We start from the raw sequence: 22,472 nt of genomic DNA, 5'->3' as shown, positions 1-22,472 counted from the left end.
CTCGGCCTTCAGCCGTCATCGAGAGCCGACTCAGATGTCCATCCGGGTGTCCATAATCCTCGGTCTCTACGACGCTCCTCGGACTCCTCGGACACGGGAAAAGGCAACGAATCAGCCAAGTCCTGTGTTCGCTGCCTTTTTCCCGTGACCTTAAAATCCCTTGACCCTCCGGGTCATGTGGGTTCGACTCCCACCTCTGGCACCCTCCCCAAGCCAGGAACCGCTGCGCGACGACGGGAACGCCGAACACCATAGTCTGGACCCCGACGAGTTGCTCGGACTCGGCTTAGGCGTCCGTGGTGGCCTCTTCTCCAGTCGGGCCTCATGGAGAGGCCGGCGACTTCGCGCCCGTAGCTGGAGACGTGACTTGCCTTGCCGGCCCGATGTACCTGTACCACTTCTACGAAACCGCCCTGTGCGAACATCAGCGGAACGCGACGCCGTGAGGGCGCGCCGGGCCGGCGGGCGACACGGAGTTCATGTCGAGAAGGAACCGATCGTCGAGCACGAGGTCCCTGTCGAGGACCCGCGCCACGTGGACCTTGTGGTCGCCCTCCGCGTGCACCTTCCCGGCACCGTCCTCGTTCAGGAAATAGTCGGTGATCACCAGGCGGCCCTCGTCGCCCGTGAGGGCGATGTAGTGGGGTCCCGAGCCCGGCCCGAGATCGAGGACCTTCAGCACCTTCGGAACCTCCGGGTCGGTGGTATCGAACATCACGACCTTCCCGGCCAGATGCATCGAGATGAAGAGCCGTCGGCCGTCGGCGGTCATCCGCATCAGTTGCGGCCAGCCGCCCGGGGCGATGGAGGAGAAATCGAAGACGGGCTTCGCCGTTCCGGCGGCGGTCTCGACGAGGTAGAGCGTGTCGCCCGCCATGCCCGCGGTGTAGGCGCGCATCCGCCGGTCGCGCGGGATGAGCCGCACGTCGATGGTGCCGCCGGCCCCAGGGATCGGGATCGATCGGACGATCCGTCGCGCCCGGAAGTCCCACACCCGCACGCCACCCCGGAGGACGGGGTCCCCGGGAACCGCGTGCAAGGTCGTCGAGGGACAGATGAAATCGCTCGTGACCATGAGATTGGCTTCGGGGCGCACCGAGATGCCGTGCGGATTGAACCCGTCATCGGGCGGCTGGGCCGGGTGCTCGGCGATCAGTTTCAGGTGCCTGTCGAACTCGGCGACGCGTCCCGGGTGGCCGCCGTCGGCGCCCCCCATCATGGTCACGAGGAACCCTCCCCCGGGCAGCGGGTAGAACTCGTCGGTGATCGCTGAGAGAGGCGGATCGGCCGCCTCCAGGAACTTCGGCGAGGCCGGGTCCGAGAGGTCGAAGAAGAAGACCTCCTTCTGTCCCTTGAGGACACTGAGGAGGCCGCCGGCGGCAAGGACCCTGCCGTCGCTCGACAGGCCGACGTGGTGCGGCTCGTTGCCGGCGCTGTCCGGTCCTGGCAGCGGCACCGTCCGGAGCAGCGTGCCGTAGCCCGGCGAGCGCTCGTCGAAATCCACGACCGCCAGGAAGTCCGCGGTGGCGCGCGCCTGGTCTCCGGCCCAGATGTAGAGGTATCTGTTCCTGTCTTGCCCGCGGCCAGCTCCGGAGCCCGACCAGACGGCCACACCCGACAGGACGACGGTCACGAGAACGGAAACGGCGACGAAGAACGCTCGTGTCTGACGCATGACGCCTCCTTTGCCACGCTCCGTGGCCTGCCCACGGTGCGCCTACTGTGTACGCCCCGGGACGGGTTCGCGCCAATGGGCGGACGATGAGCGTTCGCTGAGGTTTCGATGAGCGGCGGCGCGGCAGTATAATCCGCGCCAACGGCCGATTTCAGGAGCAGATGATTTGAATCGCGATTCAGCGACGAGGCGGAGGCTGCGGTTCGGGCCGTTCGCCCTCGACCCCAGGACGGCGGAGCTCACCAGGGACGGGACGACCGTCCGCCTGCCTCCCCAGCCCGCGAGGATCCTGGCGCTCCTGGCCGGCCGACCCGGCGATCTGGTGACGCGCGAGGAGTTGCGGCAGCAGGTCTGGGGCCGCGACACGTTCGTGGAGTTCGACCAGGCGCTCAACTTCTGCGTGCGGAAAATCCGCGCCGCGCTCGGCGACGACGCCGAGGCTCCCCGCTACGTCGAGACGCTCCCCCGCCGCGGGTACCGGTTCATCGCGACGGTCGAGGAGGAGGCCGCGGCGCCGCGGCCAGCTTTCCCGCGAGACGCCGCCCGGCCCGCCGATCCGCGCGCGGCACGCGACCGCGTCATGCTCGTGGTCCTCCCGTTCGAGAACCTGAGCGGCGATCCCGCGCAGGACTACTTCAGCGACGGCCTGACCGAGGAGATGATCACCCGCCTGGGGCGCCTGGACCCGCGCAGGATGGGCGTGATCGCCCGGACCTCGGCGATGCGATACAGGGGCGTGACGCGGAGCGTCGCCGAAATTGCCTCCGAGCTGGGCGTCCAGTACCTCCTCGAGGGGAGCGTGCGCGCCACCCGGGAGAGCGTCCGGGTCAGCGCGCAGCTGATCCGCGCGTCCGATCAGACCCATCTGTGGGCGGACGTCTACGATCGGCCGCTGCGAGACGTGCTCGCGCTGCAGGCCGACATCGCCCGCGCGATCGCCGGGCCGATCCTGCGGAGACTGGCCCCTGAGGGGAAGGCCGCGCCGGGCGGGCCCGGAATGGTCCACCCCGAGGCCTACAAGGCCTGCCTGCGGGGACGGTTCTTCTGGAACAAGCGGACCGCGAAGGACACCGATCGAAGTATCAGGGAGTTCAAGGAGGCGGTGCGGCTGGATCCTGGCTGCGCGGAGGCGTACGTCGGGCTGGCGGACGCCTACGCGTTCCTCGGCGACGTCGGGATCGCGACCACGCCGCCGCGCGCGGCGTTCGAGCGGGCCGCGCTCACGGTCTCCCGGGCGCTCGAGCTGAACCCGGACCTGGGCGAGGCGCACGCCTCGCGCGCCCACATCGCCATGCATCTCTTCGACTGGGCCGGGGCCGCGAAGGCCTTCGAGCGGGCGCTCGACCTCGCGCCCAACTACCCTGTCGCGCATGAGTGGTACGCGTTCTACCTCGCCTTCACGGGTCGGATCGAGACCGCGCACGCGGCCATGGCGCGGGCCCTGGCGCTCGATCCGATCTCTCTGAGCATCAACAAGGACGTCGGGGAGTTGCTCTATTTCGACCGCCGCTACGAGGAGGCGCTCGCGCAGTACCGGCGGACCCTGGAGATGGACGGGCGCTTCCTGCGCGCGCGCATCGAGGCCGGCCGCACGCTGGAGCGGCTGGGCCGGTTCGACGAGGCGATCGCCGAGCTCCGGGAAGCGACCAATCTGGCGCGCGACAACCCGGAGGCCCTGGCGGCACTCGGCCACGCCCTGGCGGCGGCCGGCCGGTCGCGCGAGGCCCGCGCCGTTCTCGGCCAGCTGGACGCCATGGCCAGGTCACGCTACGTCTCGCCCTACGACTACGCCGTAGTCCACGCGGGGCTTCGACAGCGCGCGCGGGCCCTCGCGTGGCTCGAACGCGCCGCCGCCGAGCGCGCCGCCTGGCTTATCTACCTGAGCGTCGATCCCCGCCTCGACCCGCTGCGCTCCGATCCCCGCTTCCGGGCCCTCGCCCGGCGCGTGGGAGTACCTCTCATCCACACATGAGGTCCTTCGGGTTGCGTCACCGACTGCCCAAAGTACGCGTTCCTCTACGGCCTGCTCGCCCTCGCGAGTGGGCGAATGTGACAATTGTCAGACCACGCCCGGGATCCGCCGCGGGCGGCGCGCGCCCGGACGGGCTGCTGCCGCCAACCCACGACTTCCCCTATACCGCGACCAAGAAGGACACCTTCGTGGCGCATCCGGTCCATTCCGGGCCGGGTGTCCACCTCCCCGAAATTCGTCGTTCAAATAGGAAGATGAATTGGTGGAGATAAAGCCTCTCTCGGAGGGCGGCAGGTCGTCTATCTGGTGCGCCTCCATCCGGACCTTGGCCGGGGTCGTGACTGCTGAACCACAGTCTGGTATGGGCGCCCGCTGCGGGGCCGTGAGACTCAGGCAGCAACCCTCCAGGCCTCCCGCGGCAGGATGAACCCGTCCAATCGTTTGGATCGAAACGTCTTTAATAGTGTGTCTCGGGCCCCCGGCACCCTTTGAAAGGAGACGGGAGCGGCGCCGAAGGTGAGGTGTCAATCTGGGTCTCCAAGATCATGAGCATGCCGAAGGCGCAATGGCCGCGGAGTCCATGGCTGGCCGGGTTCTCGTGTCCAGCTTCCAGCCGCTGTGTCGATTCCGAATGGGCCGACGTGTGGCAAGGTACTTTGGTGTGGCGCCGCCTGTAACCCGATGCCACGCCCGGAGGCAAACAGCGGCAAGCACCACAGTGGCGCATCGCCGCACGTACGACCCGCAAGCATCGACGGCGCAAAGCCTGCACGGCCTCACACGCGACAAGCTGTCCGTCAGCATTCGAATACGCTGTGACTCCTGCCCAGAACGGCCACATCCGCAGTATTTCGGCGGTCTGACGGCGGAACTCGTTTTTGAAATCGACCCCTGGACATTTGGCGCTCTTTGCCTATGTTGCTCACATAGGGCAGGCGAGAGAACGGGCTGCTCCAGGATGATGTGTCTCTCGCGGTCCTCGGGGTGGGCGGAGAGTGTGGTCCGACTCCAGTGGTTGAGCTCCTCTGCGACATAAGCCTAACCCTGGATCGTTGGGTTCGTGGAAGCCGACGCCATGGGTTTGGCGCGGATCGCAAGGGGTCTGGCTCCAGGAGGCCCGAAGCCAGGACCTGCACGATGGCCTCGAGGCAGTAGAGGCCCTCGATTAGGCACGATCCGTCCAGTCCCTGGGAGACGGGCGTTGAACCATCAGGTCAACCGGGAGGACCGGTCGCTTCTCTGTCGCGCGCGCACGATCGTGTGCGCCCTCCCCCTGTCGCACGTCGTCGAGACGATGCGCCCGCTGCCGATCAAGGCCCTCGGCGGCATGCCGCCCTTCGTGCTCGGCCTGTCCGTCATCCGGGGCGCCACAATCCCCGTGGTGGACGTTGGAGCGCTCCTCGGCCTTCCAACCGGTGGACAGGCCACTCGTTTCATCAGCCTCAGGACGGGAGACCGCCGGGTGGCTCTGGCCGTCGAGGAGATCGTCGGATTCCGCGCGCTCTCATCGGTCTCGTTGGAGACTCTGCCGCCGCTCCTGCACCGGGCGAAGTCCAGGGTGATCGCGCTCGTAGGCGGGCTCGACGCGCACCTCCTGATCGTATTGCAAGACTCTCGAATCGTTCCCGACTGGGCCTGGAAATCGCTCGCCGGCGAGGGAGACACCTTGTGTCCGCTGGTGTGATGTCCCTCGACGTCGAGCGATTCCGTGCCATCGTGGCCGACCGTTTCGGCCTCTATTTCGACGACACGAAGCTCGGCCTCCTGGCCGAAGTTTTCAAGCGCCGCATCGACGCGAGCGGTATTCCATCGGAGGTGTACCTGGATAGGCTCACGGCGGCACAGAACTCCCGGGAGGAGATCGGTGCGCTGGCGGAGGAGCTCACGGTTACGGAGACATACTTCCTCCGTAACATGGATCAGTTCCGGGCCCTGATCGAAGTCGCACTCCCGGATCGTATGCGTGCACAGCGGGCGCGGCGCTCGCTGCAACTCCTCTCCGCAGGCTGCGCCTCGGGTGAGGAAGCCTATTCGCTGGCGGCCATGGTCCGCCAGCACCTGCCTGAGGCTGCGGGCTGGGACGTCACAATCCGTGGCGTGGACATCAACAAAGCCATGATCACGAAAGCTCGACGCGGTCACTATTCGGCCTGGTCGCTTCGAGAGATGCCATCGGACTTCCAGCAGCGCTGGTTTCGCGTGAAGGGGCGCGAGTTCGACCTGGACCAGAGCATACGCGCTATGGTCACGTTCGAACTGCGCAACCTCATCGAGGACGATCCCTCGTTCTGGCTGCCCCAGACCTTCGACATCATCTTCTGCAGAAATGTCCTGATGTATTTCGTTCCCGAGATGGCCAGAGCGATCGTAACCCGACTGTCGCGCGCTCTCGTGCCGGGCGGGTACCTGTTTCTCGGGCACGCCGAGAACCTACGGGGACTCTCGCAGGACTTCCATTTGCGACACACCCACGGCACGTTCTACTACCAGCGCAAGCAGGGCGACACCGAATGCTCGCCGCCTGACATCACCACTGTGGCATGGACTGGCCCCGCTTCTTCCCCCGGCGCGCTCCTCGCGCTCGAGGATCCTCTTGTGTCGGTCGTCGAGGCGGCGGACTCGTGGGTGGATACCATTCGTCGCGCCGCGGGGCGAATCCAGACGCTGAGCGAGAACCGCGCCGCCCCGGGAGCCCCGGCTCAACGGGGGAGCGATCGAACGCCCGCGGTCTCCCCTCGATGGGACCTCGATCGTTCGCTCGAACTGCTCCGCAAGGAGCGCTTCGCCGAGGCCCTGGCCCTGGTCGGCGCGCTTCCTCCGGAATCGGCCGGTGATCCGGACGTTCTCCTCCTGCGAGCCGTCCTCCTGACACAGAGCGGCGACCTCTCCGGGGCGGAAAGGGTCTGCGCCGAACTCCTGGCGTTCGATGAGATGAACGCGGGCGCACACTACCTGCTCGCCATCTGTCGCGAAGGCCTCGGCGATCGGCAAGGCGCAATCGAACACGACCAGGTCGCGGTCTATCTGGATCCGGGCTTCGCGATGCCCCGGCTGCATCTCGGGCTTCTCGCCCGCCGGGCGGGCGAGCCGGAGACCGCGCGGCGCGAGCTTGGCCAGGCTTTCCTGCTGTTCCAGCGCGAGGACTCGTCGCGGGTGCTTCTCTTCGGCGGAGGGTTCAGCCGCGAATCACTCGTATCGTTGTGCCGCTCCGAGCTTGGAGCCTGCGGAGGTACGCCTTGAACGTGCGACCTCTCGGCGACGGGAGCCGCGCAGGCGGGCATCCGCCAGGCCTCGACGACAGGGCAGCGGACATGCGGCGACACTTCGACGAATCGTTCGCGCTGGCCCCCAAGACCGACGCTCCGCAATCCGAGGATTTCCTGGTTGTACGGATCGCCGGCGCTCCATTCGCGCTCAGGAGAATCGAGGTGAGCGGTCTCCTGGCCGGCCGAAAGCCCGTGAAGTTGCCGAACGCGTGCCATGAGTTCCTGGGGATCGTCGGATTCCGCGGCCTCATCGTCCCCGTGTACAGCTTGCGCGTCTTGCTCGGGTATCCCCGGCACGACAACCTGCGCTGGGCAGTTCTTGCCGCGTCGGGAGATTGCCTGGGTCTCGCCTTCGACGAGTACGAAGGATACTTGCGCATTCCGAGCTCCCAGGTGGCCGCCTCGGATCAGTCCGGAATGCTGCCTCAGCATGTGCGCGACGTAGCACGTCACGGAGAGTCGGCTCGCCCGGTCCTCGACATCTCCTCTATTGTTGACGCAATCAGGAGACGGATCCGCCCGGGCGGTCCGTCGAAGGAGCGATGACCATGTCCCGAAGCCTGACGTTTGGAGTGAAGATCGGCCTCAGCTTTGCGGCGACCGTCGCGATTACGTTCGTGATCGGCATCGTGGCGGTCTATGCGCTAAACAGCGTCGTGGGCAGCAAGGATCGCGTGATCGAGATCAACGCCCAGATCTTGATCGGAGCGGAACAGCTGCAGGCCGCCGTGGTGGAGAAGCAAGCCGCCTTCCGCGGCTATCTTCTGACGCCCAAGGAGCAGTACCTCGAGGAGGTGCGCCTGGCGCGCAGCGCGTTCGCCGATGAAATGCTCCGGCTGAAACGGACCGTCGCCACGGAGGAGGGCAGGCGCCAGCTCGATGTGATCGACCGGGCGGAGGCGGACCATCAGGCGGCCGCAGAACGGCTCATCTCCCAGCGTGGAACCGGGGCGACGTTAGAGACGGTCGCCCGTTCCTTCGAGGAACAGGTGACCCCGAAGCGGGTGGCCCTGAACCATCAGGTGCAGCAGTTCGTCGAGAGCCAGCAGCAGTTTCTTCAGGAGGCGAAGAGCGCTTCAACCAGCACGGCCAGGCTCGCTACCAGCCTGGTGATCGCGATGGTCGTCGGAGCGATCCTGCTGGCGACAGCCGTTGCGTTCTTTCTGGCCAGATCACTTGCACGGCAGATCGGGACCGCGGTCGGACAGGTGCAGAGCTCCTCCGCGGAGCTGCAGGCAGCGGCCAATCAGCAGGCCACCGGGGCCAAGGAGCAGGCTTCCGCGATGAGCGAGATCTCCACGACCATCAGCGAGCTTCTGGCGACGTCACGCCAGATCGCCGAAAGCGCGCAGCATGTGGCGCACATCGCCGAAGAGGCCGCCGGCGGCGCGCACAAGGGCGAAGGTACCGTGGGCAGGACGCACGAGTCGATCACCGGCATCCGCCGACAGGTCGATCTCGTCGTGAACCACATGCTCGACCTCGGCAAGAAATCACAGCAGATCGGCTCGGTCGTGGAGATTGTCTCGGAGCTGGCAGAGCAGACGAACATCCTCGCCGTCAACGCCACGATCGAGGCCGCCGGGGCCGGCGAGGCCGGCAAGCGCTTCGCCACCGTGGCGGACGAGATCCGCAAGCTCGCCGACCGCGTCGCGGGGTCGGCGAAGGAGATCCGCGGGCTCATCGAGGACGTCCGCGGTGCCGTCAACACCACTATCATGGCAACAGAGACCGGCTCCAAGGTCGTGGAGGACGGCTCGAAGCAGTTCGCGGAAGTCACAACGGTGTTCCAGCAGATTGCTTCGTTGCTCGCGACGACAACACAGGCCGCGCGCGAGATCGAGCTCAGCACCAAGCAGCAGGCGACGGCGGTCGAGCAGGTCAACGTTGCGATCTCGAACGTGGCACAGGCGACCAAGGAGACGGAGGCCAGCTCGGGTCAAACGTTTCAGACCGCTTCGGAGCTGACCGGCCTGTCGCGCAACCTCCTTCGTCTGATTCAGTCGCAAGCGACCACCTAGGATGGCACACGATCCCTATAAGTACTTTCGCGTGGAGGCCCGCGAGCTTGTGGAGACGCTCGGGCAGGGTCTCCTCGAGATGGAGAAGGGGCCCCCGTCCGCCGGCCTCGTCCCCCGGCTTCTCCGCATGGCCCACACCCTCAAGGGGGCGGCGCGCGTGGTACGTCTACCCGATATCGCCGAAATGGCCCATGCCGTCGAGGACGCTCTCGCGCCCCTGCGCGAGAGCACGCAGCAGGCCCAGCCTCAGCAGGTCAACGCTGTCCTGAAGCTCATCGATTCCATCGGCGCACGCGTGGGCCAGCTCACTGCGGCAGCCGGAGTCGAATCGCCCGTGCGGTCGCGAACGGTGTCGGAAGAACCGCTCCAGACCGTCCGCACGGATATCGCGGAGATGGACTTTCTCCTCGACGGGATCTCAGCCGCCAGCGTGCAGCTCGGGTCGATGCGGCGCGGCATTCAGGCGATCGAGCAAGCGCGCCATCTCGCCGACCTGTTGGGAGAGCAGCTCGTCTCGCGCCGGGCGACGGACGCGAACCGGCCGGGTCATGCCTCCGTTTCGCCCAAAACCAGATCTCTCGCCGAGGATCTGCGGATGGTCGTCGCGAGGTTGGAACAGACCCTGGTGAGCGGCGTCGAGCATGTCGAGCGGGAAATGCGTCAGGTCCGTGACACTGCAGAGCGATTGCGTCTCCTTCCAGCCAGCGTGCTGTTCGCGTCGCTCGAACGGACCGCCAGGGACGCCGCCCAGGCCTTGGGGAAGCGGGTGAGCTTCGAACCCAGGGGAGGCGACGTCCGTCTCGACGCCCACGTCCTTGGAGGCATCCAGGGCGCGCTCATCCAGGCGGTCCGTAACGCCGTGGCTCACGGGATCGAGCCAGAGTCGGAGAGGACGAGCGCGGGCAAGCCACCCGCAGGGCGCGTGGTCCTCGAAGTCCTGCGCCGCGGACGGCGGGTGGTCTTTCAGTGCCAGGATGATGGGCGCGGCATCGACGTCCAGGCTGTTCGTAGGGTCGCCGAGAGCAGGGGACTGCTCGTGGACGGGGCGCCGCCGTCACCGGAGGCGATGATCCAGATCCTGCTCAAGGGAGGGCTCACCACCTCGGGCGAGGTGACCGAGGTCTCCGGCCGGGGAATTGGCCTCGACGTGGTGCGTGAGGCGGCTGCACGGCTGGGTGGCGACGTCGCCCTCCGCACGGAAGCAGGCCGGGGGACCACCCTCGAGCTTATCGTCCCGGTCTCCCTGTCCTCTCTGGAGGCGCTGCTCGTGGACTGCTCGGGCGTGGCCGCGGCGATCCCGCTGGACGCGGTTCGGAGGACGGTCCGGGTCCGAGCAGAGGACATCCTACAAACGGCCCAGGGAAATTCGTTCCTGCACGACGGCAAGACCATTCCATTCTTTCTGTTGTCACGGTCGCTCGCTCCAGACGTCCGGCCGACGCTTCAGGCCCGGTCCTGTTCGGTGGTCGTGGTGGACTGCGGCACGGCGCTGGCGGCGCTTGGCGTCGACCGGGTCTTTGGAGCCAGGACGGTCATCCTCCGGCCCCTTCCTGTACTCGCTCCCGCCGCACCGCTCGTCGCCGGGGTCTGGCTCGATGCCGAGGGGGCCCCGCAGATCCTGATCGATCCCGAAGGGCTGCGCTCGCCCTCGCTCCCTCAGGAGGGTGCCGTCGCGACGCCCGAGGCTGCGCCCCGTCTGCCTATTCTGGTCGTGGACGACTCGCTTACGACGCGCATGCTGGAGCAGAGCATCCTCGAATCCGCGGGGTACGAGGTGGAGATCGCCGTCTCGGGCGAGGAGGCCCTCGACAAGGCCAGGCGCCAGCGGTACCGCATTTTCATCGTCGATGTGGAAATGCCCGGCATGGACGGGTTCGCGTTCGTCGAGCGCACCCGCGCCGATCCGGTGCTTCGCGAGGTTCCCGCCATCCTCGTGACGTCCCGCAGCGCTCCGGATGACCTCAGGCGCGGCCGGGAGGTTGGCGCGGGCGCCTACATCACCAAGAATGAGTTCGACCAAGCCCACCTCCTCGAAACGATCCGGAGGCTTGCGGGGTAGCCGTGTCGAAGATCCGCGTGCTCGTCGTCGAGGATTCGCTGACCGTTCGCCGGCGACTCTGCGAGGTGCTCGCGGCCGATCCAGGGATCGAGATCGTGGGAGAGGCCGAAGATGGCCGGCGCGGTATCGAACTCTGCCGCGACCTCCGGCCCGACGTCGTGACGCTCGACATGATGCTGCCGGCGATGAGCGGCCTGGCTGCGACCGAATACATCATGGCCCACTGCCCCACACCCATCCTGATCGTGTCCTCGTCGACCAACCGCGGCGAGCTGTTCAAGACCTACGAAGCGCTCGCGGCGGGGGCGGTCGAGGTGCTCGAGAAGCCTTCGGGCGCCGAGCCGGATGGACAATGGGCGGAACGATTGATTTCCACGGTCAGGCTCGTCTCCAGGATCAGGGTCATCACGCATCCCCGCGCCCGCCTCGGGGCTTTGGGTTGCTCGGCCCCGGTGCGCATCGCCGCACCGGCGCCAAACGTCCCCCCGTCGGCAGCCTCGCCCCGCGCCGTGGCGTTGGGCGCCTCGACGGGCGGTCCGGCCGCCATTATCGAAATCCTGCGGGCCCTGCCCGCAGTCTACCCGCTGCCGGTTCTCCTTGTCCTTCACATCGGAGAGCCGTTCGGGTCGGCGTTCGCGGAATGGCTCGACGGGCAGACCTCTCACCCCGTCTCGTTTGCGCGCGATGGCGAGCCTCTCGGTGGCGCGCGGGGTCGGGTCGTCATGGCCCCGCCAGACCGGCACCTTGTCGTGCGCGGGGAGAGGCTCTTTCTCACCTCCGACCCCGAGCGCCATTCCTGCCGACCTTCCGTAGACGTGCTGTTCTCGTCGCTGGCGAAGGAATGGGGCCAGGCGAGTGCGGCATGCCTGCTGACCGGGATGGGAAGGGACGGCGCCGATGGCCTTCTCGCGATCCGGAGGGCCGGTGGTTACACCGTCGCCCAGGACGAGGCAACATCGGTCGTCTACGGCATGCCGAGAGAGGCGGTGCTTCTGGGCGCGGCGCAGCACGTTCTTCCGCTGGGTGACATCGGACCGGCTCTCGCATCGCTTGTACGTCCCGAATCGGGGCTCCGGAAATGAACGACCCGGTTCTCATCGTCGACGACAGCCTCACGGTCCGGATGGATCTCGCCGAAGCCTTCTCAGCCGCAGGCTTCCGACCCCTTCCCTGCGGAAGCGCCGGGGAGGCTCGCCAGATTCTGGCGCGTGAACGGGTGGCCATCGTCATTCTTGACGTCCTGCTGCCCGACGCTGACGGCATCGAGTTCTTCCAGGAAGTGCGGGCCTCTCCGTCTGCCGCCGGGGCGCCCGTCCTGCTTCTCTCGACCGAAGCCGAGGTGCGCGATCGGATCCGGGGCCTCTCGAGCGGCGCCGACGAGTACATCGGAAAGCCCTACGATGCCGGATATGTGGTCTCGAGAGCCAGAGAACTTGTGCGGCAGATACAGGCTCCCGGCGGTTCCGGGAAAGCGACGGTCCTGGTTATCGACGACAGCCCGACGGTCCGCGGGCAGCTGAAGGAAGCCCTCGAAGCGCTGGGTTACGAGGTCGCGGTCGCCGCCAGCGGCGAGGAAGGCCTGTTGATCGCCAGCGGCTCGAGGCCGAACGCCATCCTGATGGACGCCATACTGCCAGGCATCGACGGGGCCACCGTTGTGCGTCGCCTCCGCCTCGACGCCGCTCTCAGGCGCACCCCCTGCCTGCTCATGACCGCTTCAGAGGCGCAGGAGATGGAGCTGCAGGCGCTCGACGCCGGGGCCGACGGGTTCGTCCGCAAGGAGGAAAACCTCTCGGTCATGCTCGCACGGCTCGCCGCCGTGTTGCGCAACGCCGGGCAGGAATCCTGTGGGCCGGGGCCGGCGAGTCTCCTCGGCCCCAAGAAGATCCTGGCCGTTGACGACAGCCCGACTTACCTCCAGGAGCTGGCGTCGACGCTTCGGGGAGAGGGCTACGACACCGTCCTGGCGCCCTCAGGGGAAGCGGCGCTCCAGCACCTCGCCGTTCAGCCCGTGGACTGCATCCTGCTCGACCTTCGCATGCCGGGCCTGGGTGGACAGGAGACCTGCCGTCGGATCAAGGCGTCCACGGCGCTTCGGGACATTCCGCTCATCATGCTGACGGCCGTGGAGGATCGCCAGACGATGATCGAGGGCCTGGCGGCCGGTGCGGACGACTTCATCGCCAAATCGGGCGACTTCCAGGTCCTCAAAGCGAGGGTGCGGGCCCAGATCCGGCGGCGCCAGTTCGAGGACGAGAACCGGCGCATGCGCGACCAGCTGCTGCGCACGGAGATGGAGGCAGCCGAGGCGCGGGCGGCGCGGGCGCTCGCCGAGACCCGAGCGGTCCTCCTCGAGGAGGTCGAACGCAAGAACAAGGAGCTGGAAGCGTTTTCCTACTCCGTATCGCATGACCTCCGCGCTCCACTGCGCAGCATCGGAGGCTTCAGCCACATCCTCATGGAGGAGTGCCGCGATAACCTGAGCGACAGCGGCAGGGACGCGCTTAACCGAATCGTCGAGGCCAGTGCTCGTATGAGCCAGCTCATCGACGGACTTCTGAATCTGTCCCGCCTGACGCGCGCAAATGTCGGTCACCAGAGCGTCGATCTAAGCTCTATCGCCCGCGAGATCGTGGCCGAGCTCCGTCAGCACGAGAGCGACCGTCAGGTCGAGTGCGTGATTAGCGAAGGCGCGAAAGCCGAGGGCGACCCCGCCCTCCTCCGCCTGGTGCTGCAGAACCTGCTGGGGAACGCCTGGAAGTTCACAGGCAAGCGGGAGCGCGCCAGGATCGAGTTCGGGATCGCTGAGGAATCAAGCGAGAGAGCCTTCTTCGTTCGCGACAACGGGGCGGGGTTCGACATGTCATACGCGGGCAAACTCTTCGGTGCGTTCCAGCGCCTGCACCACCAGGAAGAGTTCCCCGGCATCGGGATCGGCCTGGCCACGGTTCGGCGCATCGTGGACCGGCACGGCGGCCGAGTGTGGGCCGTTGGCGCTCCCGACAGGGGCGCGACCATCTTCTTCACCGTAAGAAATGGAGGGTCCAATGGGCGAAAAGTGGATCATGGTGGTCGAGAACAGCGCTGACGACGAGGCTCTGGACCGCCTCCTGGATTCCGGGAGATAGAGCCCCATGGCCGTCCCGCTGCGCGTCCTTCTCTTCGAAGACTCACAAGCCGACGCCGAGCTCCTGCTCCGCGAGCTGCGTCGCGGCGGTTACGAGCCCTTCCACCGTCGCGTGTATACCCCTGAGGCCGCGCGGGAGGCTCTCCAGAGCGAGAGCTGGTCGCTGATCGTCTCCGATTACTCGATGCCCCGCTTCTCGGCGCTGGATGCTCTCGAGATCCTCCAACGCTCCCGCCTCGACATACCGTTCATCGTCGTTTCCGGGACGATTGGCGAGGACGTGGCGGTCACCACCATGAAGCGAGGAGCCCACGATTATTTCATCAAGGGCAACCTCACCAGGCTTACGGCGGCGGTCGAGCGGGAACTGCGCGAGGCGGAGGAGCGCCGCAAGCGCAAAGGCGCCGAGGAGGCGCTCCAGAGGGAGCGGGAATCTCTTCAAGCGGAGGTGGTGCAACGCCGCCGGAGCGAGGAACGGCTCTCGGTCCAGTACGCGTGCGCCCTGGCCCTCGCCGAGTCGACTTCCCTGGCCGAGGCGGCTTCCCGCATCCTAAAGGCGATCGGCGAGGTCCTGGAGTGGGAAGTAGGGGAGCTCTGGCAGGTGGACCGGCAGACCAGCCTTCTCCGCTTCGTGGAGATCTGGCACTCCCCCACATACCGCTTCCCTCAGTTGGAACAGGTCAGCCGAGAGATGACCTTCGCTCGCGGCATGGGCTTGCCGGGGAGGGTCTGGGCCAGTGCGAGGGCTATCTCGATCCAGGACGTGGCGAAGGATCCCAATCTTCCGCGTGCGCGAGTAGCGGTTCAGGAAGGGCTGCGCGCGGCGTTCGGCTTTCCCATCATGCTTCGCGAGGAAGTTCTCGGGGTCATGGACTTCTTCAGCCGGGAGATTTGGGAGCCCGACGACGATATCGTGACGATGCTGTCAACCGTTGGAAGCCAGATGGGCCAGTTCATCGGCCGGAAGCGTAGCGAGCGGGAGGTGATCCAGAGAGCACCCGTGGCCGCCTTGGCGGCCGACGTGGCCGTGGCGCTCATCCAGCCGGGCAACCTGCAGGAGCGGCTGCAGCGCTGCGCCGAAGCCATTGTGAAGCACATCGACGCGGCCTTCGCCCGTATCTGGACGCTCAACGAAGCCGACCAGATCCTGGAGTTGCAGGCCAGCGCCGGTCTCTACACGCACGTCGATGGATCCCACAGTCGGGTGCCGGTTGGGAAGTATAAGATCGGCCTCATCGCCCAGGAACGTCAGCCCCATCTGACGAACGATGTTCTCAACGACCCTCGCGTCGGCGACAGGGAGTGGGCGGCACGCGAGGGCATGGTGGCATTCGCCGGCCACCCGCTGATCGCACATGATCGGCTTGTTGGGGTCATGGCCCTTTTCGCGAAGCACCGGTTGAGTGAGGTCGCCCTTACTGCGTTGGCTACCATCGCCGACAACGTCGCCTTGGGCATCGAAGGTAGGCGGGTCGAAGTGGAGCGAGAGAAGATGGAGATGCAATTCCGACAGGCCCAGAAGATGGAGGCCGTCGGTCGGCTTGCCGGTGGCATCGCCCACGACTTCAATAATCTCCTCACCGCCATAACCGGGTACGGCGAATTGATGCTGCCATCATTGAAAGAGGGCGAGCGGCTCCGGTCGAACCTGGAGGAAGTTCTAAAGGCGGCACACCGGGCCGCGGCACTGACCCGGCAGCTCCTGGCCTTCAGCAGGCGGCAAGTCCTGGAGCCAAAGGTTCTCGATTTGAACGCGGTCGTGGTCGGCATCCTCCCGATGCTGCGACGTCTGATCGGCGAGGACGTCGAGCTGGTCAACGTGCCGGATCCCGGTCTCGGTCATGTGAAAGCGGATCCGGGCCAGATCGAGCAGGTCATCGTGAACCTCGCCGTCAACGCCCGGGATGCCATGCCCGGCGGGGGCAAGCTCATCCTGGAGACCATGAACGTGGATCTCGACGAGGTCTATGCCCGCCAGCATGTGGCCGTCCGGCCCGGGCGGTTCGTGATGCTCGCGGTCAGCGACACTGGAGTCGGCATGGACGAGAAGACGAAAGCGAGCATTTTCGAGCCGTTCTTCACCACCAAGGAGAAGGGCAAGGGAACCGGTCTTGGACTCGCCACCGTCTACGGCATCGTCAAGCAGAGCGGCGGCTACATTTGGGTCTATAGCGAGCCCGGGCGCGGCACAACGTTCAAAATATACTTGCCCCGGGTCAATAATGAGATTGAGCACGAAGAGTCAGCCAAACCACTTCAGGTTGCGGTCCATGGTTCGGAGACGGTTCTCGTGGTGGAAGATGAGGAGATCGTCCGCTCATTGACCCGTCAAATTCTGCAGGCCCGCGGGTACGCCGTTCTTGAAGCGCAACACGGCCCGGAGGCGTTGCGGGTCTGCGAGTTGCACAAAGGCGAGATTCATTTGATATTGACGGACGTTGTGCTGCCCCACATGAGCGGCCCGGAACTGGCTGCGCGCGTGGCTACACTGCGCCCGCAGATTAAAATCCTCTATATGTCCGGGTATACGGGCAACGCACTCGCCCATCTAGGAGTGCCGGACGTGGAAGGGGCTTGCCTTCAGAAGCCGTTCACACTGGCGTCCCTGGCGCGCAAGGTGCGCGAGGTTCTGGACGCTCCCAGCGACGACGGGATTAAGGAAACGCTTGGAAGGACATAAGCCTCAGAGAACTTCCTGTCCACCCTCCCGAAATTCGTCCTTCAAATAAGAGATAAATCGGTGGAGCGAAGGCCTCGTTCTCCTGGCGGCCTAGATTGTGAATGCTCTCCACCTGTTAACCGGAGTCGTCCCAGAGTTCGAAGAGACTTACGCTTGGGGAGCCAGACGCAAGACTCCTCGAAGCTGCGGCTAAGCTCGTCGCCACGAATTCTCTCCGCGAGGAAGGAAGGCGTCCTCGATCGTCTCCCCGTTGACTCGCGTCCAACAAAGGGCTTGTGCTCTCTCCCGCTGGAATGTCTATTGCGTGTTGCAAATGATCCTCATGGTTTGGGAGGACTCTTGCCAAATGGTAACGTCTTCACAGCTGGCTTAAGCGGCGGAGGGTCATTCATGACCGGCGTTACGGGTGGCGGATCAAGCACGACCTACTCAGATCCCCATCAGCTAGGCAAGTTCTGGGCGTTCACCTTAAACGACTGGGTCAACTATGCCGTGAGACAAGGTTGCAAATGAACGCGAGAGTGATTACTGTGATCATTGCGTTTTGCACCGGCGTCAGTGGTGTAGTGCTTGCCAACATGTTCCTTATTATGATTATCGGCGAGATCAATCGGAAGAGGCCAGACGGAAATCTTGAGTCTTATTTCGGCTACACTCTCCCGAAGATGCTGCGGATATTCAGAGAATACCGGAGGCTATATCCGAGCGGGAAACTGCGCATTTATTTCCGAGCTGCGTTTGCGCTCGCGATTATCAGCGCGGTTGTTAGTTTTGTGTGCCTGGCCACGATAGCAATAGAGAGGAGAGGGATCCTGCCGTGAACCTAGTTCGCCCGGGCCCATGGGCTGAGCAACGAGCGTTGCGATACAGCCGCGCATCCGGGTCCGTGGTCGACGCGTGCGTCTCGTTCGAGCGCTTCTGTCCCCGGAAGTCCACGGTCAGGTTCCCCGGATCGTCGGGCGGGGTGTTCTTCGCTCCGCCCTTCGGCTTGAGGGGTTGTCCCGCCCTCCGTTGAAAGTCGACGGTGATTCGGGTTCACGTTCTACGCGATGTTGACCTGCCTGTCCAGAGCGACGCCGCCGATGGTTGCGTCGAGAGCCGCGACCAGGCGCGGCATGTCGGCGTGACCCTTCACTCGGCGGAACTTCTTCTCGGCACGCATCAAAGCACTCACGGTCCAGCGCAGCGCCATCGAGCCCCGTGGCGGCGTCCGGATCGAAAGCAATCTCGTGCACGACGCCGTGCAAGAACTCCTTCCGCTGCACCCTCCCCGGGATGCTAACCGAAAAATCCGGAAAGAGAGGATCCGGGGGTTAGTCGCAGGCCGCAGTGGGGATCCGCTCGACCCCGTCGGACGAGTGGCCGAGGGTCCCGATTCCCGTGGCGTTCCTTCCCGCGACGAGATAGGCGAACGCGGCGCCCGGCGGAGGAGCGTCAGCGTCCGAGGCGAGGTTCAGAGCCATACTGCCGATGAGACAGCCGGGCCCCGTGCCGGAACGCAGGCCGGCGAGAGTTCCCCTGTAGAGGTCGAAGCGCGTGGCAGAGCTTGGCGCGCCGTCCTCCCAGACCAGCGTCCTCTCGTCTTCGAAGAGCAGCGGGCTGCGGGACGCGGCGGGCGGGGAGACCTCGCTCGGAGGATAGGTCGGACCACCCTGGCAGTCCAATCGGTTCTCGGGAAACGGCGCGTCCTGGACCGGCTTGTTCGTATCGGTGACGGCGAGGGTCGCCGGGTCGATCACCTGCCTGCTTTCGCTCGACCAGCCGGCGCCGGAGAGCAACCGGACGGCCTGCGTGACGGGAAGAGCGCAGCTCGAGACCTGGCCTGTCGAATCGACCCGCGCCATCATCATCTGTGGAAAGCTCTGCCGATGGCCGCCCACCACGAAGCTCCCGTCCCGTGCCGCCGCCAGGGCGTGGATTTCTCCGCCGCCATCGTTCAGATGGCGCTGCCAGACGATGTCGCCCGCGGGGTTGAGTCGGACCAGCCAGCCGTCGAGATCGGTGAAGCCGGGTCCGTTGATCTCCCCGCCCGCGAGATATCCGCCGTCCTCCAGGGGCAGTACGGTGAAGAGGCGGTAGGCCACGCCCGTCTGCCCGTAAGACGCGCGCCACAGGATTTCGCCGGTCGCGTCCAGTTTCACGATCTCGGCTGCGTCCTTGTCGCCGATCGCCCGCCAGCCGACGACAACGAGGTTCCCGTCCGACACGGGCACGATCTGTCGGCTCGCCGTGAGGCCGTAATTCCGCGACCACACGAGCTCGCCGTTCGAGCCGAGGCGCAGGATCGACCCGGAGCTTCCCGCGACAAGGTACCCTCCGATCGGCACCTCCACGCCGGAGTAAAGGACATCATCGATGCCCGGCGATCCGAACGCCCTGGCCCATTCGAGATCCCCGATTCGATCGACCTTGACGGCCAGCATCTTCCTGCCGGGACCTCCCCACGAGAGCGTCTCCCCCAGGAGCAGGTAGCCGCCGTCCCGCGTTGCCACCAGGTCCAGGGCGCGGTCATCTCCCTCCGGACCGCCGTACGCACGCTGCACGAGCACGGTCCCGGCGTCGGGGGAGAGGATCGCCCATCCCATGTCGGTGTTGCCGTGCGCATTGACGAAGACGCGTCCGGCCGCCACGATGCGGCCGTCCGGCAGCTCGAGGACGTCGCTTCCGCCCTCGCCGGTCGGGGACCCCATCAACAGACGCTGCCAGAGCAGGCTTCCGTCACTGTTGCGCTTGATGAGTGCGAGCGCCCGTCCGGTGTCGGCGACCCCCAGAAAACGCCCATCGCGCGTCTGGACCACGTCGCGAATCTGATCCGTGATGTAGTCCTCGGTCGTCGTGACCCATGTCTGCGCCGAAGCCGACGAGGAGCCGATGAGGACAGCCAACACCATCGGACCGAAACGAGGCTTCACGATGGCCAGCCTCCTTCGATGACACGCATTCCTTACTATACGCCGATGAACCTCTTTCTCGGGCCGATCTACGGGTTCGTCGACGGGCGATGGACCGACGCGCAGGGCTGAGGGCGCGCCATCCCCGGCCGGGACGTCTCCACTTCCCGGCCGGGGACTTCACGAACACGAGGCGGAGTCACCTGCCGCTCTAGAACAGCAGGTTGCCCTCGCCCATCGTCAGGCCGATCCCCGTGCCGAACCTCAGCCTGGCGGCGCTCAGGTCACTGCGCGCGCTCTGCATCAGGTCCTTGCGCTGCTGGGATGCGAAGGTGGCGATCGCCTGGTTGTTCTTGTTGATCGCGCTCTGGAGGAGGGTCACTGCGTCCGGATGCAGGCTCCGAGCGTTCAGGACGTCGATTGCGTCCTGCGCCTCTTCATTCGACAGGGAGAGCAGCTTGTTGATGGTCTCCCGCTTCCCCGTTTCATCCCCTCCTGCCGCACAGTCCACGCCGGGAGAATCACCGCTGGGTGAGAGGTCACTCTGGAGGACGGGCTCGCCACCCGAGCAGGTGCCAAGAGGGGCGCTGTTCTCCAGAGCGATGCCGGCATCGTTGCGCTGGATCGCCATGTCCACGTTGAATGCCGCGTTGATGACCCTGAGGAACGCTGCCACGTTCTGGGTCTCCTGAGCGCTGAGAGCGATGCCGCCAACGATGGCGCCGGACGGCGAAGCCTGGAACTGGGGACTCGAGTAGAAGGCCACCGAGTCCTCCACGGTCCTCGCCACGTTGTTGTGGAAGAAGGGCGGGGTGTCGGCGGCTTCGATGAGCGGAGGCGCATTGAAGGTGCCGTCGCCGAAGCAGTCATTGATCGCGTCACCGTTGCAGTCACGAGCGGCCGTTCCGAAGCCGCCGTCGAACGGAAAGCTCTCGGTGTTCCTGGCCGGATGCGGGACGTTCTCGACCCCGGTGTCGAAGTTGCCATTGGTCCCGTTCCCGAGATTGGCGCCGGCGTTGCGATGACAGTTGAGGCACTTGCCGCTGCCGATGGTGGGGTCGGTGTTATTGTTGTTGAAGATCCTGCGGCCCAGCTCCGCCCCCGGGTCCGACAGGCTCACGCCGGCGAGGTTCAGCTCGTTCGTGCGTCCGGTGGACCGCAGGTACGCTTCGATGGAGTCCAGCTCGGTCTGTGTCGGGAGGCGGAAGTCGACGTTGACGACCCGGTTGAGCCTCTTGGTGAAATGCTGGACGACGGCGCCGTTCGCGAACAGACGCAGGGCGCCTGAATCGGGAGCCCCGTCGCCGCTCCAGCCCGTTCGTTCGACGGCGTTCCGGCCGTCCGCGGGCGGCCGCACGGACGTGCCCACCGAGAGCGTGTGGGGGACGCCGCGCATGACGAACTTGACGGTCGGGTTCTCCAACCCGTCCACGTTCTCGAGGATCAACCCGAACCCGCGCATGAGCGCCGGCCGCTCGAGGCCGGGCACACCTCCCTGGCTCGACGGAAACTCGGCCACGAAGATCTTGTCGGTGGAAGGCAAGGTGCCGATGAAGGCCGCCTCGACGACCAGGTTGTTCTCCACTCGATGGCAGGTGCCGCAGGTGCGGCCGTTGCCGTTGAAGGTCCCGCGGAAGAAGAGATCCGCCCCGTTGCCGACCGCCTGGCTCACCAGGCCGTGGGCGATGAGGACCTGGGTGGAATCCGCGAAGGCAGGCCGTGGTTCCAGCAGGGATTCGAGCGAGGCGTGGAGGGCTCCGGGCCGGCTGGCCTCGGCCGCCAAGCGGCTTTTCGTATAGACCCGCTCGAAGAAGGGCCGGGTGCCCAGGAGGATGCGGCTCTCGGCCGGCGTGCTGCCCGCCCGGGAGACGACCACCGTGTCCAGCTCGAAGCTCCCGAAGAACCCCGCGCCGAGATGGGCGGAAACGCGGGCGCCCTCGTCCGTTTGCTCGAGCCGTCCGACGCGGACCATGTGGTCGCCGGGCTCCGGAAGCGATGTCAGCCCGGGCGCATCAGAGTCATCGATCAACCAGAGATCCGCCGACTGATCGCCGAGACCCTCGACGCGGGCCGTCAGAGATCCTCCGACGAGGTCGAGGGCGACGCTTCCCCGGGCCTCGCTTGGCTCCGTGGAGAGCCCGAGTCTCGAACCGAGGCCCACGACGACGTTGCGGTCACCCCCATTCTCGAGGTAGCCGCGCAGCCACTGTGGATAGACGACGGACGCGAGAGTCGAATGGCTGGCGACGAGCGCCCGCAGCGGACCGATCGGCTTCTCGTCAGAAGCAGGCGTCGCGGCGCCGGGCGGGAGAGAGGAGGTCGTATGGAATATCGCCGGAGGCAGGCCCACCACCGCAAAGACAAAGATGACGGTGGCGAGCGCGAGTGGAGGGATCCTGAGCCTCCAGAAGGACCAGCGTACCGACGCGTTCTGCGGCATGGCGACCTCCCAGGCGCCCTGAACAGGTACAAGGACTTCGGGACATAGCTGTCCTCTGATAAGGCGGTCGACGGCAGAGCGCCTTTCGAAATCCGGCGGCGCCCCATCAGGACAGGGTGGACGTCTTCTCCCCTTCCTCCTTGATCGATTAGCTCGCGAGCTTGCACGGGGAACGTGCGGTGAACACCTCCATTTGTCTGTCGGGTGATCTACTGATTTCCTGGGAGGAATAATCCCGATTGGTTTGGGGTCTGAGCCCTCGCACGTCGCGTGTGGCGGCCTCCAGATCGACAGGCTGGAAGTTGAGGCGCTCATGAACCCGGATCGTGTCCATGATTCGG

The 22,472-nt window shown here is 65.9% G+C and carries 14 protein-coding genes; 10 read left to right on the top strand and 4 right to left on the bottom strand.

The features are described 5' to 3' along the window. Positions 1-424: 424 nt before the first annotated feature. Positions 425-1,675, bottom strand: coding sequence for a selenium-binding protein SBP56-related protein (locus VGV60_11055; protein HEV8701798.1), 1,251 nt, complete (start codon positions 1,673-1,675; stop codon positions 425-427). A 166-nt stretch (positions 1,676-1,841) separates the two neighbouring features. Between VGV60_11055 and VGV60_11050 the strand changes: the two genes are divergently transcribed. The 10 genes from VGV60_11050 (at position 1,842) to VGV60_11005 (ending at position 17,621) form a co-directional block, all read left to right on the top strand. Then, the gene (locus VGV60_11050; GenBank protein ID HEV8701797.1) at positions 1,842-3,647 is read left to right on the top strand and encodes a tetratricopeptide repeat protein; all 1,806 of its coding nucleotides are present in this window, start codon (positions 1,842-1,844) and stop codon (positions 3,645-3,647) included. 1,201 nt (positions 3,648-4,848) lie between these two features. Then, positions 4,849-5,331, top strand: coding sequence for a chemotaxis protein CheW (locus VGV60_11045; protein HEV8701796.1), 483 nt, complete (start codon positions 4,849-4,851; stop codon positions 5,329-5,331). Further along, positions 5,331-6,887 carry a CheR family methyltransferase gene (locus VGV60_11040; GenBank protein ID HEV8701795.1) on the top strand — a complete coding sequence of 519 codons (1,557 nt, stop codon included), beginning with the start codon at positions 5,331-5,333 and terminating at the stop codon, positions 6,885-6,887. Before VGV60_11045 ends, VGV60_11040 begins: the two co-directional genes overlap by 1 nt. A 2-nt stretch (positions 6,888-6,889) precedes the next feature. After that, positions 6,890-7,459 (top strand): chemotaxis protein CheW, encoded by a 570-nt coding sequence (locus VGV60_11035; protein ID HEV8701794.1) that lies wholly within the window; start codon positions 6,890-6,892, stop codon positions 7,457-7,459. Between the two features lie 2 nt (positions 7,460-7,461). After that, on the top strand, positions 7,462-8,934 hold the full coding sequence (locus VGV60_11030) for a methyl-accepting chemotaxis protein (GenBank protein HEV8701793.1): 1,473 nt from the start codon (positions 7,462-7,464) through the stop codon (positions 8,932-8,934). A 1-nt stretch (position 8,935) separates the two neighbouring features. Next, on the top strand, positions 8,936-10,993 hold the full coding sequence (locus VGV60_11025) for a response regulator (protein ID HEV8701792.1): 2,058 nt from the start codon (positions 8,936-8,938) through the stop codon (positions 10,991-10,993). A gap of 2 nt (positions 10,994-10,995) precedes the next feature. Continuing rightward, complete coding sequence (gene cheB / locus VGV60_11020; protein ID HEV8701791.1) at positions 10,996-12,075, top strand: chemotaxis-specific protein-glutamate methyltransferase CheB; 1,080 nt, start codon at positions 10,996-10,998, stop codon at positions 12,073-12,075. Then, positions 12,072-14,081 (top strand): response regulator, encoded by a 2,010-nt coding sequence (locus tag VGV60_11015; protein HEV8701790.1) that lies wholly within the window; start codon positions 12,072-12,074, stop codon positions 14,079-14,081. Before cheB ends, VGV60_11015 begins: the two co-directional genes overlap by 4 nt. Before the next feature lie 46 nt (positions 14,082-14,127). Continuing rightward, the gene (locus VGV60_11010) at positions 14,128-16,800 is read left to right on the top strand and encodes a response regulator (protein ID HEV8701789.1); all 2,673 of its coding nucleotides are present in this window, start codon (positions 14,128-14,130) and stop codon (positions 16,798-16,800) included. A gap of 509 nt (positions 16,801-17,309) precedes the next feature. Beyond that, the gene (locus tag VGV60_11005; protein ID HEV8701788.1) at positions 17,310-17,621 is read left to right on the top strand and encodes a hypothetical protein; all 312 of its coding nucleotides are present in this window, start codon (positions 17,310-17,312) and stop codon (positions 17,619-17,621) included. Positions 17,622-17,842: 221 nt separating this feature from the next. Here the strand turns inward: VGV60_11005 and VGV60_11000 are convergent, their stop codons facing one another. The 3 genes from VGV60_11000 to VGV60_10990 form a co-directional block, all read right to left on the bottom strand. Further along, positions 17,843-17,992: a hypothetical protein gene (locus tag VGV60_11000; protein ID HEV8701787.1), complete on the bottom strand. Its 150-nt coding sequence runs from the start codon at positions 17,990-17,992 to the stop codon at positions 17,843-17,845. Between the two features lie 121 nt (positions 17,993-18,113). Beyond that, positions 18,114-19,712 (bottom strand): hypothetical protein, encoded by a 1,599-nt coding sequence (locus VGV60_10995; protein ID HEV8701786.1) that lies wholly within the window; start codon positions 19,710-19,712, stop codon positions 18,114-18,116. A 190-nt stretch (positions 19,713-19,902) separates the two neighbouring features. Further along, positions 19,903-22,131 carry a hypothetical protein gene (locus VGV60_10990; GenBank protein HEV8701785.1) on the bottom strand — a complete coding sequence of 743 codons (2,229 nt, stop codon included), beginning with the start codon at positions 22,129-22,131 and terminating at the stop codon, positions 19,903-19,905. Positions 22,132-22,472 lie beyond the last annotated feature (341 nt).

Source organism: Candidatus Polarisedimenticolia bacterium (genome assembly GCA_036001465.1).
Classification (GTDB): Bacteria; Acidobacteriota; Polarisedimenticolia; order Gp22-AA2; family Gp22-AA2; genus Gp22-AA3.
Note: the sequence above shows the minus strand (reverse complement) of the source record. Positions and strands in the feature narration are given on the sequence as shown.